General features: G+C 65.0%; 15 protein-coding genes. 9 read left to right on the top strand and 6 right to left on the bottom strand.

The window, feature by feature from the left end:
• Positions 1-3: 3 nt before the first annotated feature.
• From E2K99_RS18085 to E2K99_RS18105, 6 genes are all read right to left on the bottom strand, one after another.
• Positions 4-1,005 carry a DMT family transporter gene (locus E2K99_RS18085; RefSeq protein WP_240733750.1) on the bottom strand — a complete coding sequence of 334 codons (1,002 nt, stop codon included), beginning with the start codon at positions 1,003-1,005 and terminating at the stop codon, positions 4-6.
• 54 nt (positions 1,006-1,059) lie between these two features.
• Positions 1,060-2,220 (bottom strand): ABC transporter substrate-binding protein, encoded by a 1,161-nt coding sequence (locus E2K99_RS18090; RefSeq protein ID WP_134223103.1) that lies wholly within the window; start codon positions 2,218-2,220, stop codon positions 1,060-1,062.
• 179 nt (positions 2,221-2,399) lie between these two features.
• Complete coding sequence (locus E2K99_RS25590) at positions 2,400-2,570, bottom strand: hypothetical protein (protein WP_166675083.1); 171 nt, start codon at positions 2,568-2,570, stop codon at positions 2,400-2,402.
• A 44-nt stretch (positions 2,571-2,614) separates the two neighbouring features.
• Positions 2,615-3,589 carry a quinone oxidoreductase family protein gene (locus E2K99_RS18095; RefSeq protein WP_134136729.1) on the bottom strand — a complete coding sequence of 325 codons (975 nt, stop codon included), beginning with the start codon at positions 3,587-3,589 and terminating at the stop codon, positions 2,615-2,617.
• 69 nt (positions 3,590-3,658) lie between these two features.
• On the bottom strand, positions 3,659-4,579 hold the full coding sequence (locus E2K99_RS18100; protein WP_186450116.1) for a DMT family transporter: 921 nt from the start codon (positions 4,577-4,579) through the stop codon (positions 3,659-3,661).
• 58 nt (positions 4,580-4,637) lie between these two features.
• Positions 4,638-6,287: a helicase HerA-like C-terminal domain-containing protein gene (locus tag E2K99_RS18105; RefSeq protein ID WP_134223104.1), complete on the bottom strand. Its 1,650-nt coding sequence runs from the start codon at positions 6,285-6,287 to the stop codon at positions 4,638-4,640.
• A gap of 229 nt (positions 6,288-6,516) precedes the next feature.
• Between E2K99_RS18105 and E2K99_RS18110 the strand changes: the two genes are divergently transcribed.
• The 9 genes from E2K99_RS18110 to rng all read left to right on the top strand — a co-directional run bounded on the left by E2K99_RS18110 (position 6,517) and on the right by rng (position 14,697).
• On the top strand, positions 6,517-7,242 hold the full coding sequence (locus tag E2K99_RS18110; protein ID WP_034336305.1) for a YebC/PmpR family DNA-binding transcriptional regulator: 726 nt from the start codon (positions 6,517-6,519) through the stop codon (positions 7,240-7,242).
• Between the two features lie 84 nt (positions 7,243-7,326).
• A complete protein-coding gene (gene purD, locus E2K99_RS18115; protein WP_034336307.1) occupies positions 7,327-8,595 on the top strand; it encodes a phosphoribosylamine--glycine ligase in 1,269 nt (422 codons plus the stop codon).
• A 189-nt stretch (positions 8,596-8,784) separates the two neighbouring features.
• Positions 8,785-9,615 carry a mechanosensitive ion channel family protein gene (locus E2K99_RS18120; RefSeq protein WP_134223105.1) on the top strand — a complete coding sequence of 277 codons (831 nt, stop codon included), beginning with the start codon at positions 8,785-8,787 and terminating at the stop codon, positions 9,613-9,615.
• Between the two features lie 133 nt (positions 9,616-9,748).
• Complete coding sequence (hemF, locus tag E2K99_RS18125; RefSeq protein ID WP_134223106.1) at positions 9,749-10,669, top strand: oxygen-dependent coproporphyrinogen oxidase; 921 nt, start codon at positions 9,749-9,751, stop codon at positions 10,667-10,669.
• Positions 10,669-11,337 (top strand): nicotinate-nucleotide adenylyltransferase, encoded by a 669-nt coding sequence (locus E2K99_RS18130; RefSeq protein WP_034336321.1) that lies wholly within the window; start codon positions 10,669-10,671, stop codon positions 11,335-11,337. Before hemF ends, E2K99_RS18130 begins: the two co-directional genes overlap by 1 nt.
• Positions 11,337-12,095, top strand: coding sequence for a ribosome silencing factor (rsfS, locus tag E2K99_RS18135; RefSeq protein WP_134223107.1), 759 nt, complete (start codon positions 11,337-11,339; stop codon positions 12,093-12,095). The genes E2K99_RS18130 and rsfS overlap by 1 nt, the downstream gene beginning before the upstream one ends.
• A complete protein-coding gene (gene rlmH / locus E2K99_RS18140; RefSeq protein WP_039784406.1) occupies positions 12,095-12,565 on the top strand; it encodes a 23S rRNA (pseudouridine(1915)-N(3))-methyltransferase RlmH in 471 nt (156 codons plus the stop codon). The genes rsfS and rlmH overlap by 1 nt, the downstream gene beginning before the upstream one ends.
• Before the next feature lie 57 nt (positions 12,566-12,622).
• Positions 12,623-13,237 (top strand): Maf family protein, encoded by a 615-nt coding sequence (locus E2K99_RS18145; protein ID WP_134223108.1) that lies wholly within the window; start codon positions 12,623-12,625, stop codon positions 13,235-13,237.
• A complete protein-coding gene (gene rng / locus E2K99_RS18150; RefSeq protein ID WP_034336330.1) occupies positions 13,234-14,697 on the top strand; it encodes a ribonuclease G in 1,464 nt (487 codons plus the stop codon). The genes E2K99_RS18145 and rng overlap by 4 nt, the downstream gene beginning before the upstream one ends.
• Positions 14,698-14,752: the final 55 nt, after the last annotated feature.

Here is a 14,752-nt window from a genome sequence, read left to right on the forward strand (position 1 = left end):
CGCTCACCCGTGCGGCGGCCGCCCGAGCCGCTTGCCCAGGCCCCAGATGCTCAGCAACAACAGCGCGCCGCCCAGCCACTGGCTAGCGCTCAGGGTCTGGCCCAGCAATACGGCGGCCAGCAGGACTGCCGTGAGCGGTTCGATCAGGGTCGCCACGGTCAGCGCCGTGGGCGTCAGGCGTGCGGCGCCCCAGCTGAACACCAGCAGCGCCAGCGCCGCCGTGACCACCCCCAGGTACAGATACCAGGCTTGCGGCGGCAAGCCGCTGGGCCAGTGCAGCGGCCGCGCCAGGCTGGCCAGTCCCATCACCAGCGCCGCCACCACGGTCAGGCAGGTTGCGGAGGGGCCGGCCCCCAGCGCCGTCGAGAGCCGTCCGCTGACCAGCGTGAATCCGGTATAGAGCAAGGCCGAGGCGACCGAACAGGCCAGTCCGATCAGCAGGTCCGTCTGGCCTGATGCCGCACTGCCATTGGCCTCATGCCGCGCCACGATCAGCACGGTGCCGCCCAGTGCGGCGGCGAGCACCGCTGCCAGTGTCCAGTCCAGCTTTTCCTGCCCGCGCAACAGCGCGATGACGGTGGAAAACACGGGTGGCAGGCACAGGGCGATCAGCGTGGGAATGGCCGCGCCGATGCGCTCGATTCCCAGGAACCAGAACAGCACGTAGCCGGCCATGGTGGTCCCGGCCAGCACCACGGGCAGCAGCAGCGCGCGCAGGGTCGGCAGGTGGATGCGTGCGCCGAATACCAGACACAGGAACACCGCACCGACCGCAAAGCGCCAGAAGGAGATGTCGCCCGGCGCGAATCCGTATTGCGCGATCAGGATGTTGACCACCAGGGCTCCGGTGCCCCACAGGAAACCGGCGCTGCAGGCGGCCATCAGGGCCACGCCGGAGTAGGCGGGCGCAGCCAGCGAAGAGAACGGGAACCAGACACGGCGGATCCTTGATGAGGGTGGCAAGGGGGGCGATGGCGTACGGACGGTCGCCGGGCGCAGCGTCACAGTGTAGCCGATCAGGACAGGGCCGCGCCGGGCGGCTGCTCCGCTGCCCTGCCCTCAATTGATGAAGCGCCCCCCCGTGCCGATGGCGGTGAGGTCAACGAAATCGGACCCGCTGTGATCGGTGCGCCCGAACTGCAGGCTGAAGCCGCCGCCATCGTAGTTGGCCGGGGTGATGCTCTCCAGCGCCCGGATCAGGCCGGCACGCGTAAGTTGCGGGCCGGCGCGGCGCAGGCCCTCGACCAGCACGCGGGCGGCGATGTAGCCTTCCAGCCCGATGAAATTGCAGCGCGCGCCGGGGCTGCTTTCCATGGCCTTCTGGTATTCGTAGACGATGGGCAGCCTGGCCTTGTTGGGAAATGGCACCACCTGGGTGATCTCGGTACCGACCCCGGTCTGCTTGAGGCGTGCGGCCAGCGACAGGCTGCCGACGAAGGAATAATGCGAAAAGCCGCCGAGGTAGCCCGCCGCCCGCATGCGCGTGATGAGCGCCGCGGCCGGCTCGTAGGACACGGCCTGGATCACCACATCGGGGCGCATCTTCATGAACTGTTCTGCCGCCGGCCCCACGGCATCGCTGTTGCGCTCGATGGGCATGCTGCCGACCAGGGTCAGTCCGTATTGCGCTGCGCGCTGGCTCAGGTTGTCCAGCAGGCCCTTGCCGAGCTCATCGTTCTGGTAGAACACCGCCACGCGCTTGCGCCCGGTGCCCTGCAGCTGGCGCAGCAGGAAACCGGTTTCCTGCTCGTAGCTGGCGCGCACGTGGAAGATCAGGCGATTGAAGGGTTCGCGCAGGGCGGCGGCCCCGGTGTGCGGGGCGATCAGCGGAATGCCGGCCTCGCGGATGGCCGGCAGCGCCGCCAGCACCGTGGGCGTGCCGGAAAAACCGAACAGCGCGAATACCTTGTCGCGCCAGATCAGTTGCTGGGTGTTGGCCAGGGTGCGTTCGGGCTGGTAGCCGTCATCCAGGCTCAGCAGCCGCACGCGCCGCCCATGCACGCCGCCACGGGCATTGACCTGGGCGAAATAGCTGCGTGTGCCTTCCTGGAAGTCGCGCCCGACCTCGGCGGCCGGGCCGGTAAAGGGGGCCGACTGGCCCAGCACGATTTCCTGCGGACTCACCCCGTTCTCGGCCGCCTGCGCAGCGTGCAGGCCGCACGCCACGCCCAAGGCCAGACGGCCGCACCAGACAACGACCGCGTGCCAGTTCCTTCCCATCTCCCTCTCCCGCCAAAAATGTTCTCCCTGGAGGCGTTCAGGTGAAGGAATTCACCCGAACGCCGAAGGCAGCATTTGACGATCAAGACGGAGAAAAATGCGTGATCCACGCATAGTCTTGGGTAAACCCCGATAACTTGCGAGATCCGTACCGAAGAATTTCGATATCCAGTGGAAAATCAGGAGAAGTAGGCTTCGCTGGCGAAGGTGATGACCACGATCATGAGCACCGCACAGATCAGCACCGCCAACAGCCGCCCGAACTTGGGCGAGCCATCGGCGCCGGCCGCCTGCTCGGGGGGATGGCCCATGGGATTGTCGAGGCCGGGGTCGCGCGGGGGCTGGTCCATAGGCATTCCTCTTGTATCAGGGTCATCAGGCGATTACGCGGCCATCACGGGATCAGGATGGTCGAACCGGTGGTCTTGCGGCCTTCCAAGTCGGCGTGGGCCTGGCCGACATCCTTCAAGGCATAACGCTGGTTGATCTCGATGCTGATCTTGCCGCTCTCGACCATGTCGAACAGGTCGCCGGCGGTGGCATCGAGTTCGGGGCGGGTGGCGATGTAGTTGCCCAGCGAGGGCCGGGTCAGGAACAGCGAACCGCGCGAGGCCAGTTCGGACACGCCGAATGGCGGCACCGGACCGGAGGCATTGCCGAAGCTGACCATCATGCCGCGCGGGCGCAGGCAATCCAGCGAGCCGGTGAAGGTGTCCTTGCCGATGGCGTCATAGACCACCGGCACACCTTTGCCGCCGGTGATTTCCTTGACGCGTTCGACGAAGTTTTCGGTGGTGTAGTTGATGACGTGGGCCGCGCCATGCTGCTTGGCCAGGGCCGCCTTCTCGTCGCTGCTGACGGTGCCGATCAGGTTCACGCCCAGGGCGCGCGCCCACTGGCAGGCGATCAGGCCGATGCCGCCGGCGGCTGCATGGAACAGGATGGTCTCGCCGGGCTGTACGGCATAGGTCTGGCGCAGCAGGTATTGCACGGTCATGCCTTGCAGCATCATGGCCGCTGCGGTATCGAAACTGATGGCATCCGGCAGCTTGACCAGGATGTCGGCCGGCATCACCCGCGCTTCGGCATAGGCCCCGTTGGGACGGCCAGCATAGGCCACGCGGTCGCCGACCTGGAAGCCGGCCACGCCTGCACCGACGGCTTCGATGGTGCCGGCCGCTTCCTGGCCCAGGCCGGCCGGCAGCGGCTGCGGATAGAGTCCGGAGCGGAAATAGCAATCGATGAAGTTCAGGCCGACGGCAGCGTGGCGGATGCGGACTTCACCGGGACCCGGTTCGCCCACTTCCACGTCCACATATTCCATGACTTCGGGGCCGCCGGTCTTGCTCATGCGGATTGCTTTTGCCATCTGGGTCTCCTTGTAGTGAGTGGATTTCTAGCCTGAACATTCATATATCGAGAGGCAGTATAGAACGCCTCAGCGCTTCTTGCGCGACAGCAGCCACATGCCCGCCAGCACCAGGGCGGTGCCGGCCAGCTGGATGCCGGTGATCGGTTCATCCAGCAGCACGGCCCCCATGAAGAGCGTCGAGACCGGCCCCACCAGGCCCGCCTGGGCGGCCGTGGGGGCGCCGATGCGGGCCACCGCCACCATGGTCAGGAACACCGGCAGCACCGTGCAGAACACCGCATTGAAAAGTGACAGCTGGTACACGGGGGCCACCTGCGTGACCAGGTCGGCGGGCGCGCGCAAGATGAAGAACTGGATCAGGCAGGCCACGCTGGAGACGCACATGGCATAGGCCACCAGCCGCACCGCGCCGACCCGGCGCACCAGTTCGCCCGAAGAGATGAGGTAGATCGAATAGCTCAGGGCCGATCCCAGCACCAGGACGCTGCCGAGGATGACGTTGCTGCCGCCGGTATGCAGGTCATGCTGGAGCACCAGCACGGTACCGAAGTAGGACACCAGCAGCGCCGCCCATTCGATCCAGCCGACCTTGCGTTTGAAGAAGAAAAAGGCGATCAGCATCACGAAGGAAGGCGTGAGGAACAGGATCAATCGTTCCAGCCCGGCCGAGATGTATTGCAGCCCGAGGAAGTCGAGGAAGCTCGACAGGTAATAGCCCATCAATCCCAGCACCACGATGCGCAGCACGTCGGCGCGCGCCAGGGGCGGCTGGGTGCGCGCTTTCCAGAGCGCCACGGCGGCAAACATGGGGAAAGAAAACAGCATGCGCAGCGTGATCACCATGACCGCATCGACCTGGTAGCGGTACATCAGCTTGGCCACGATGGCCTTGGCGGAAAAGAAGATGGCACCAATGATGGCGAGCAGCAGCCCGCCCAGGAAGGCCTGGCGCGGAGTGGAATGAACGGGAGTGTGGGCGGCAGTCATGGCCGCGATTGTAAACCTTGGGCTGCGCACGCGCCGCGCGGGCGTGCGCAGCACCGTGTCAGCGCTTCTTCATCAGCGAGCCGAGCACGCCGCGAATGAGCTCGCGCCCGACCTGCGAACCGATGCTGCGTGCGGCCGACTTGACCATGGCCTGCAGGGGAGAATCGCTGCGGCGACTGCCGCTGCCGCTGCCGAAGATGCCACCGGCGGCATCCTTGAGCAGGTCGCCCAGACCACCGCCCTGATCCTGCTGTGACTGTGGCTGTGGCGCGGGCTGTGGCAGCGGCATGCGTGCACCGCCGCTGGGACGCGACGTGCTGGCAGGGGCCGGTGCGCTGCGGCCTGCCGATGCGCCCCAGGCATTGTCATCGGCCGGAGCGGGGACTGGTTGCGGCGCCGGTTCCGGCGCAGGGGCCGCCTGCGGCTGCTGCACCGCGCGTCCCTTCAGGCGTTCATAGGCCGATTCGCGGTCGATGGCCTGTTCGTAGACGCCGGCCACCAGCGAAGAGGCGATCAGGGCACGCCGTTCCTCCACGCTGATCGGGCCGATCTGCGAGGCCGGCGTCAGCACGTAGCCGCGCTCGACCATGTTGGGCCGCCCCTTCTCATCGAGGAAGGACACCAGCGCCTCGCCCACGCCCAGCTCGGTGATGGCCTGGGCGGTATTGACCATGGGATTGGGACGGAAGGTTTCGGCGGCCGCCTGCACCGCCTTCTGGTCGCGCGGGGTGTAGGCGCGCAGGGCGTGCTGGACGCGGTTGCCGAGCTGGCCCAGCACGGTGTCGGGGATGTCCAGCGGATTTTGCGTGACAAAGTAGATGCCCACGCCCTTGGACCGGATCAGGCGGACCACCTGCTCGATCTTCTGCAGAAGCGGCTTGGGGGCTTCATCGAAGAGCAGGTGCGCTTCGTCGAAGAAGAAAGCCATCTTGGGCTTGTCCAGGTCGCCCACTTCGGGCAGGTGCTCGAACAATTCGGACAGCATCCACAGCAGGAAGGTGGAATACAGGCGCGGCGCGTTCATGAGCTTGTCGGCGGCGAGGATGTTGATGATGCCGCGGCCCTGGGCATCGGTCTGCATCCAGTCCTCGATGTTCAACATCGGTTCGCCGAAGAAGCGGTCGCCGCCCTGCTCGTCGATGGCGATCAGCCCGCGCTGGATGGCCCCTACGCTGGCGGCCGAAATGTTGCCGTATTCGGTCTTGAACTGGGCTGCGTTCTCGCCCACGTGCTGCAGCATGGCGCGCAGGTCCTTGGTATCGAGCAGCAGCAGGCCGTGGTCATCGGCAATCTTGAACACCAGTTGCAGCACGCCCTGCTGGGTATCGTTCAGGTTGAGCATGCGGGCCAGCATCAGCGGGCCCATGTCGGAGACGGTGGCGCGCACCGGATGGCCCAGTTCGCCGTAGACGTCCCAGAACGCCACCGGTGCCGCGGCCCAGGCCGGCTCGGGCAAGCCCAGCTGGGCCAGGCGCGCGCTGGTCTTGGGGGAGGCGCTGCCGGCCTTGCCCAGGCCGGAGAGGTCGCCCTTGACGTCAGCCATGAAGACGGGCACGCCGATATCGGAGAGGGCCTGGGCCAGCACCTGCAGGGTGACCGTCTTGCCGGTGCCGGTGGCTCCGGTGATGCAGCCGTGACGGTTGGCCAGTTGCGGCAGCAGGCACAGTTGCCCGCCGGAATGGGTAGCGATGGGAAGCGGATTAATCATCTCGACTGGGCCTTCAAGGCAAAAATGACGGGGTGGCGGTATGGTAAAATGCCCGCCCGATTATAGTCAGAACATGGCGTCAGGAAATGCATTATCGAACCCTGGGCGCCGGGTCCCCCTGCTGCAGCGATGCCTTGCCCGCGCCCGCCGGTCTTGCCGAGGCGCCTCCAGGAGCGGCTTGCGCAGGCGGGACGGTTCTGGCCTCACCCTCTCGCAGGAAAGATTCAACATGGCTGGACACAGCAAATGGGCCAATATTCAGCACCGTAAAGGCCGTCAGGATGAAAAGCGTGGTCGCGTCTGGACCCGCCTGATCAAGGAAATCACCGTCGCCGCCCGCATGGGCGGGGGCGATCCGGACACCAACCCGCGCCTGCGCCTGGCCGTGGACCGTGCCTCCGACGCCAACATGCCCAAGGACAACGTCACCCGCGCCATCCAGCGCGGCACCGGTGCCCTGGACGGCGTGAATTATGAAGAAGTGCGCTATGAAGGCTACGGCATCAACGGCGCAGCCATCATCGTCGATTGCATGACCGACAACCGCGTGCGGACCGTGGCCGAAGTGCGCCATGCCTTCTCCAAGTTCGGCGGCAACATGGGGACCGAAGGTTCGGTGGCCTTCCTCTTCAAGCACTGTGGCCAGCTGATGTACGCGCCCGGTACCGATGAGAATGCCGTCATGGAAGCCGCGCTCGAAGCCGGTGCCGAAGACGTCCTCACCGACGACGAAGGCGGCATCGAAGTGCTGACCGCTCCCAATGATTTCTCGGCCGTGAAGTCCGCCATGGAAGCCGCCGGCTTCAAGGCCGAAGTCGCCGAGATCACCATGAAGCCCTCCACCGAGACCGTGTTTGCGGGCGAGGACGGCGTCAGGATGCAGAAGCTGCTGGATGCGCTGGAGAACCTGGACGATACCCAGGAGCTCTATACCAACGCCGTGATCGAAGAATAATTCACCCGATCACCCAGCCGGTTTATAAAGATACGGACAAGACGACCCTTTCCGCCCCATTCGCCACTTTTATCTTCCTATCCCATGAAAATCCTAGTTGTTGGCTCCGGTGGCCGTGAACATGCGCTGGCCTGGGCCATTGCCAAGTCGCCGCGCATCCAGACGGTCTATGTTGCTCCCGGCAATGGCGGCACCGCGCTCGACGAGCGCCTGCAGAACATCGCCATCACCGATCCCGTGGCCCTGGCCGACTTCGTCGAGCAGGAACACGTGGCGCTGACCGTGGTCGGCCCGGAAGGCCCGCTGGCGGCCGGCATCGTCAACGTCTTCCGCGCCCGTGGCCTGAAGATCTTCGGCCCCACCAGGGAAGCGGCGCAGCTGGAAAGCTCCAAGGACTTCGCCAAGGCCTTCATGCAGCGCCATGCGATCCCGACCGCCGAGTACCAGACCTTCTCGGACGTGGCGGCCGCGCACGACTACATCGCCAAGAAGGGCGCGCCCATCGTCATCAAGGCCGACGGCCTGGCCGCCGGCAAGGGCGTGGTGGTCGCCATGACGCTGGAAGAAGCGCATACGGCCGTGGACATGATGCTCTCCGACAACAAGCTGGGCGACGCTGGTGCGCGCGTGGTGATCGAGGAATTCCTGGCGGGTGAAGAAGCTTCCTTCATCGTCATGGTCGACGGCAAGAACATCCTGCCCCTGGCCACCAGCCAGGACCACAAGCGTCTGCAGGATCACGACCAGGGCCCCAACACCGGCGGCATGGGCGCCTACTCGCCCGCCCCCATCGTCACCCCGGCGCTGCATGCGCGCGTGATGCGCGAGATCATCGTGCCGACCGTGCAGGGCATGGCCAAGGATGGCATCCCGTTCTCCGGCTTCCTGTATGCGGGCCTGATGATCGACGCCGAGGGCAACCCCAAGACGCTGGAATTCAACTGCCGCATGGGCGACCCCGAAACCCAGCCCATCATGGCACGCCTGAAGACGGACCTGCTGACCGTGTTCGAACATGCGGTCACCGGCACCCTGGACAAGATCGAACTGGAATGGGACCGCCGTACCGCGCTGGGCGTGGTCATGGCTGCCCATGGCTATCCGGAAGAACCGCGCAAGGGTGACCTCATCACCGACATCCCGGCCGAGACCGCCGATTGCGTCACCTTCCACGCCGGTACCACCCTCAACGGCGACAAGCTGACCACCAACGGTGGCCGTGTGCTGTGTGTGGTGGGCCTGGGCGACAGCGTCAAGGTCGCGCAGAAGCATGCCTATGATGCTGCCGACCTGATCCACTTCGCCGGTTCGCAGATGCGCCGCGACATCGGCTGGCGCGCCCTGAAGCGCTAAGCCGGGCCGCATGCCGTCTCCATCCCCCGCAACGCCGTGCGTGTTGCGGGGGATTTCATTTGGAAGGCATGCGCGGCACTTGCCGTGTCACTGCAACAAAATGACGCCTCCGCAGCCTAAGCACGGCGGGCGTTTCCGGGCAGCATGCCCCCGCCACGACCCGCATTCCCAGAAGAAAAGGACATATCGATGCCAGACCACCTGCTCAATTTTGAAACTTTGATCAACCTCTACCTGGTGCCTTTCGGGCTCAAGGTGATTGCCGCCATCGTCATCTGGATCGTCGGCGGCATGTTCATCAACACCCTCTCCAAGATCGTGCGCCGCGTGCTGACCGCGCGCCAGTTCGAGACCACGCTCATCAACTATGCCAGCTCGGCCATGCACGTCATCCTGCGCATCCTGCTGGTGATGGGCATCCTGGAAGTGTGCGGCATCCCGACCACCTCCTTTGCGGCCATGATCGGCGCGGTCGGCGTGGCACTGGGGGTGGCCTGGTCGGGCCTGCTGTCCAATTTTGCGGCCGGCATCTTCCTGGTGGTGCTGCGTCCCTTCAAGGTGGGCGACTACATCACCGCCGCCGGCCAGACCGGCACGGTCTCCGACATTGGCCTGGTGACTACCATCATCACCACCGACAACAACCTGCGCGTGATCATCGGCAACAACAAGCTGTTCTCGGAAAACATCATCAACTACAACGTCAACGCCACCCGCCGTACCGACCTGCGTTGCCAGATTGCCTACAGCGTCGATCCGCAGCAGGCCATCGCCAAGCTTTCCGAACGCATCAAGGCCATTCCCAACGTCTTGCAGACGCCGGCACCGGGCATCGTGATCCAGGAATTCAATGCCACCGGCACCCTGATCGCCCTGCGCGTGCATGCGCCCACGCCCAATTTCGGCCAGGTCTACAACGACGTGCAGAACGCCGTCGCCGAGGTCTGCCTGAAGGAAGGCTGGCCGGCGCCGGCGACTTACCAGGTGGCCGTGCCACTGGCTCAGCCGCCGCAAAACTGAGGCCTTTGCCCCACAACGCCGGTCCGGCATCGGCTGCGGACCGGCTTTTGACGCCCCAGCCTGGGGCGGTCAAGGTACAATGGCGGGTTGGAACGCATTTCCGTCCAGTAACCGTGTACCAGAGCGCCCCGCCGTGACCATCCATTCCAACGCCGCCACCAACACCGCTGCCGTCAAGGCTTACCTGCAGGACCTGCAACAGCGCATCGTCGCCGCGCTGGAAGCCGCTGATGGCAAGACTTTCCTGTCGGATTCCTGGGAACGCCCCGAAGGCGGTGGCGGCACCTCGCGCTTGCTGGAAGAAGGCAACCTGCTCGAGCGTGGCGGTGTCGGCTTCTCGCACGTGATGGGCAAGAACCTGCCGCCCTCGGCCGCGGCCAACCGTCCGCAACTGGCGGGCCGCGCGTGGGAAGCGATGGGCGTGTCGCTGGTGCTGCATCCGCGCAATCCCTACGTGCCGACGGTGCACATGAACGTGCGTTTCTTCACCACCCATGCGGAAGGCGAAGAAGCCGTCTGGTGGTTCGGCGGCGGCATGGATCTCACGCCCTACTACGGCGTGAAGGAAGATGCAGTCCACTTCCACCGCACCTGCCGCGATGCGCTGCAGCCCTATGGCGAGGACTTGTATCCGCGCTTCAAGAAATGGTGCGATGACTATTTTTACCTGAAGCACCGCAAGGAGCCGCGCGGCGTCGGCGGCATCTTCTTCGATGACTTCAACGCCCTGCCCTTCGAGCAGGCTTTCGCCCTGCAACGCAGCGTGGGCAATGCCTTCCTCGACGCTTACCTGCCCATCGTGGCGGCGCGGCGGGAGATGCCTTACGGCGAGCGTGAACGCGACTTCCAGGCCTATCGCCGGGGGCGCTATGTGGAATTCAACCTGGTCTTCGACCGGGGCACGCTGTTCGGGCTGCAATCCGGCGGACGCACCGAGTCCATCCTGATGTCCATGCCGCCGCTGGTGAAGTGGCGCTATGACTGGCACCCGGAACCGGGTAGCCCGGAAGCGGCGCTGTATTCGGACTTCCTGGTCCACAAGGAATGGCTGTAATGGTGCCGCCTGCGGCGCAGCGCTGCATTGCCGTGCTCGGCGGCAGCTTCGATCCGGTGCACAATGGCCATGTCCTGCTGGCCGAGCATTTCGTGCAATTGCTGCAGCCCGATGAGCTGCGCGTCATCCCCACCGGCAATCCGTGGCAAAAGCACGGCCTGCAGGCCGAAGCGGCGGACCGGGTGGAAATGGTCAGGCGCGCATTCGGCCAGCAGCAGGTACCGGTGGTCATCGATGAGCAGGAAATCCGCCGCTCCAGCGCGACCTATACCATCGATACCCTGCGCGCACTGCGCGCGGAGCTGGGGCCGGAGGTGTCCATCGTGTTCCTGATGGGCGCGGACCAGTTGCAGCACCTGGACACCTGGCAGCACTGGCAGGAATTATTCGAGTACGCGCATTTGTGCGCGGCCTCCCGGCCCGGCTTCGCGCTGGCCGATGCGCACGTGCCGCCGGCCGTGCGCGACGAATTCAAGCGGCGCAGCGCTGCGCCGCAAGAGATCCGCAGCACCACGCACGGATACGGCTACCTGGCCCTCGGGCTGGCGGTCGATATCTCGTCGACTGAAATCCGTGCCCAGCTGCAACGCGGCACCCGACCCGATTCGCTGATCCCGGGCAGGGTGCTAGACTATATCGAACAACAACATCTGTACCGAAATTCATAATGGACATCAAAAAACTGCAAACCCTGGTCGTGGACGCTCTGGAAGACGTCAAGGCGCAAGAAATCCGCATCTATGACACCTCGCACCTGACCTCCCTGTTCGACCGCGTGGCCATCGCCTCCGGCACCTCGAACCGCCAGACCAAGGCGCTGGCCGCCTCGGTGCGAGACAAGGTCAAGGCCAAGGGCGGCAACGTCGTCAGCGTCGAAGGCGAAGACACTGGCGAATGGGTGCTGGTCGATCTGGGCGACATGATCGTGCACATCATGCAGCCGGCCATCCGTACCTACTACCGTCTGGAAGAAATCTGGGGCGACAAGGAAGTCAAGCTGGGCGCGGCCAAGCGCACCGGCACTTCGGCTGCCGCCAAGCGCGCCGCCGTCGACGAAGCCCCGGCCCCCAAGACCCGCCGCACCCGCGCCCAGGCTGAAGCCGTCGAAGCCAGCCAGGCACTGGACGACGAGGACGCACCGAAGAAGCCGGCTCGCAAGCCGCGCGCGACGACCACCAGCACCACCGGTACCCGCGCGGCTGCCGGCACGACCCGCACCACCCGTACTACCGGCACCAAGACCACGGCAGCCAAGACCACCACCACCCGTGGTACGGCAGCCGGCAGCAAGACCACCACCACCAAGGCCGGCACCACCCGCAAGGCCGCTGCGCCCAAGACCCCGACCGGCAAGACCGTGCGCGTGGCGCCGGCCAAGAGCGAGACCGCCAAGAAGCCGGCCGCCAAGCGCACCAGCAAGGCTTGATGCAGCTGGTCATCGCGGCCGTCGGCCACAAGATGCCGGCGTGGATAGAAACCGGCTTCCAGGAGTATGCCAAGCGCATGCCACCGGAATGCCGGATCATCCTGAAGGAAATCAAACCCGTCGAACGCTCCGGCAGCCGCACGGCCGAAACCGTGATGGCGCAGGAGCGCGAGAAGATCGAAGCGGCGCTGCCCAAGGGCGCGCGCGTGATTGCCCTGGACGAACGCGGACGCGACTGGACTTCGGTGCAGTTGTCCCAGCAGCTGGAGCAGTGGCAGCAGGATGGACGCGACGTGGCCTTCGTCATCGGCGGGGCTGACGGGCTCGATCCCGGCTTCAAGGCCGGAGCCGATACGCTCATCCGCATCTCCAGCATGACCTTGCCGCATGGCATGGTGCGGGTGATGCTGGCCGAGCAGCTCTATCGCGCCTGGTCGATCACGCAAAACCATCCGTATCACCGCGCCTGACGGCGTCCACCGCCGGCTTCCGGCCCTCCGGTACCGGCTCTTGACATCCCTGGCTCAATGAAACAAGCGGACCACAAAATCTACCTCGCCTCGAAAAGCCCGCGCCGCCGCGAACTGCTGCGCCAGATCGGCATCGATTTCGAACTCATGCTCTCGGACAAGGAAGTCGACGAGAGCGTCCTGCCCGGCGAAGCCCCGCTGGACTATGTCGCCCGCGTCACCCGCGCCAAGCTCGACAGCGCCCAGCAGACCATGATCCTGCGCCAGCTGCCGCATCGTCCGCTACTCGCGGCCGATACCACCGTGGTGGTGGACGACCTGATCCTGGGCAAACCGGCCGATCACGATGAAGCCGTGCGCATGATCACCCTGCTCTCCGGCCGCACCCATCAGGTCCTGACCAGCGTGGCCGTGGGTGTGACTCACGGTGTGGAAACCGAGGTCTGGCAGATCGTGCAGCAGTCCGACGTCAGCTTTGCGCTCTTGACCGAAGAAGCCATTGCCGCCTATTGCAATACCGTCGAACCCTACGACAAGGCCGGCGCGTATGGCATCCAAGGGCTGGCCTCGGTCTTCATCAGCCATATCGTGGGCAGCCATTCCGGTATCATGGGGCTGCCGCTCTTCGAGACGGCTCAACTATTACAACAAGCGGGCGTTCGCATCCTATGAGCGAAGACATCCTCATCAACATCACGCCGCAGGAGACGCGCGTGGCGCTGATCCTGCAAGGCGCCGTGCAGGAACTGCACATCGAGCGCACCCTTTCGCGCGGCCTGGCCGGCAACATCTACCTGGGCAAAGTGGTGCGGGTACTGCCGGGCATGCAATCGGCCTTCATCGACATCGGCCTGGAGCGTGCCGCCTTCCTGCACGTGGCCGACATCTGGGAAGCCCGTCCGCACGACGGCCAGAACGCACCGGCCATTCCCATCGAGAAACTGCTGCACGATGGCCAGACCATTACGGTGCAGGTCATCAAGGACCCCATCGGCACCAAGGGGGCGCGGCTGTCGACGCAGATCTCGATTGCCGGACGCATGCTGGTCTACCTGCCGCAGGACAAGCACATCGGCATCTCCCAGCGCATCGAGAACGAAGCCGAGCGCGAGCTCTTGCGCAGCAAGGTGCAGGCGCTGCTGCCACCTGAGGAAAAAGGCGGCTTCATCATCCGCACCATGGCCGAGGATGCTTCCGACAGCGACCTGCAGATGGACGTGGAATACCTGCGCACCACCTGGGCCACCATCATCAAGCAGGCCAAGACCAAGCCGGCACCCACCCTGCTGCACCAGGACCTGTCGCTGGCGCAGCGCGTGCTGCGCGACTTCGTCTCGGACCAGACCGCCACCATCCAGGTCGATTCGCGCGAGAACTTCCACATGCTGCAGGAGTTCGGTGCCATCTATACGCCCTCGGTGCTGCCCAAGCTGATGCACTACCGGGGCGAGCGTCCGCTGTTCGACCTGTATGGCGTGGAAGAGGAAATCGAGCGCGCCCTGGGCCGCCGCGTGGACCTGAAGTCGGGCGGCTACCTGATCGTCGACCAGACCGAAGCGATGACCACGATCGACGTCAACACCGGCAGCTTCGTCAACGGCCGCAACTTCGACGACACCATCTTCAAGACCAACCTGGAAGCGGCGCACGCCATTGCACGCCAGCTGCGGCTGCGCAACCTGGGCGGCATCATCATCCTCGACTTCATCGACATGGAGAGCACGGAGCACCGCCACGCCGTGCTGGCCGAGCTGGGCAAGGCGCTGCAGCGCGACCGCACCAAGATCTCGGTCTCGGGCTTCTCCACGCTGGGGCTGGTGGAGATGACCCGCAAGCGTACCCGCGAATCGCTGGCCCACATCCTCTGCGAGACCTGCCCGGCCTGCAAGGGGCGCGGCCAGGTCAAGACGCCGCGCACGGTGTGCTACGAGATCCTGCGCGAGGTCATGCGCGAGGCCAAGCAGTTCAATCCGCGCGAATTCCGCATCCTGGCGTCGCAGGTGGTGGTGGACATGTTCCTGGAAGAGGAATCGCAACACCTGGCCATGCTCGGGGATTTCATCGGCAAGCCGGTGTCGCTGCAGGTGCAGAGCGATTATCAGCAGGAGCAGTACGACATCATTCTGATGTAAATTGAAGTCAATATCGCTAGCGTAGCCGGTGTAAACTCAGGATTTACACCGTGTA

This window comes from Herbaspirillum huttiense (assembly GCF_004367745.1).
GTDB classification, from domain to species: domain Bacteria; phylum Pseudomonadota; class Gammaproteobacteria; order Burkholderiales; family Burkholderiaceae_D; genus Herbaspirillum; species Herbaspirillum huttiense.

Excerpts from the sequence above, each read along its gene's own strand:
- rlmH (WP_039784406.1), top strand. The coding sequence starts at position 12,095 with ATGCAGCTGGTCATCGCGGCCGTCGGCCACAAGATGCCGGCGTGGATA.
- E2K99_RS25590 (WP_166675083.1), bottom strand. The coding sequence starts at position 2,570 with ATGGACCAGCCCCCGCGCGACCCCGGCCTCGACAATCCCATGGGCCAT.
- E2K99_RS18110 (WP_034336305.1), top strand. The coding sequence starts at position 6,517 with ATGGCTGGACACAGCAAATGGGCCAATATTCAGCACCGTAAAGGCCGT.
- E2K99_RS18130 (WP_034336321.1), top strand. The coding sequence starts at position 10,669 with ATGGTGCCGCCTGCGGCGCAGCGCTGCATTGCCGTGCTCGGCGGCAGC.
- rsfS (WP_134223107.1), top strand. The coding sequence starts at position 11,337 with ATGGACATCAAAAAACTGCAAACCCTGGTCGTGGACGCTCTGGAAGAC.
- E2K99_RS18095 (WP_134136729.1), bottom strand. The coding sequence starts at position 3,589 with ATGGCAAAAGCAATCCGCATGAGCAAGACCGGCGGCCCCGAAGTCATG.
- purD (WP_034336307.1), top strand. The coding sequence starts at position 7,327 with ATGAAAATCCTAGTTGTTGGCTCCGGTGGCCGTGAACATGCGCTGGCC.
- E2K99_RS18120 (WP_134223105.1), top strand. The coding sequence starts at position 8,785 with ATGCCAGACCACCTGCTCAATTTTGAAACTTTGATCAACCTCTACCTG.
- rng (WP_034336330.1), top strand. The coding sequence starts at position 13,234 with ATGAGCGAAGACATCCTCATCAACATCACGCCGCAGGAGACGCGCGTG.
- E2K99_RS18105 (WP_134223104.1), bottom strand. The coding sequence starts at position 6,287 with ATGATTAATCCGCTTCCCATCGCTACCCATTCCGGCGGGCAACTGTGC.
- E2K99_RS18145 (WP_134223108.1), top strand. The coding sequence starts at position 12,623 with ATGAAACAAGCGGACCACAAAATCTACCTCGCCTCGAAAAGCCCGCGC.
- E2K99_RS18090 (WP_134223103.1), bottom strand. The coding sequence starts at position 2,220 with ATGGGAAGGAACTGGCACGCGGTCGTTGTCTGGTGCGGCCGTCTGGCC.
- E2K99_RS18100 (WP_186450116.1), bottom strand. The coding sequence starts at position 4,579 with ATGACTGCCGCCCACACTCCCGTTCATTCCACTCCGCGCCAGGCCTTC.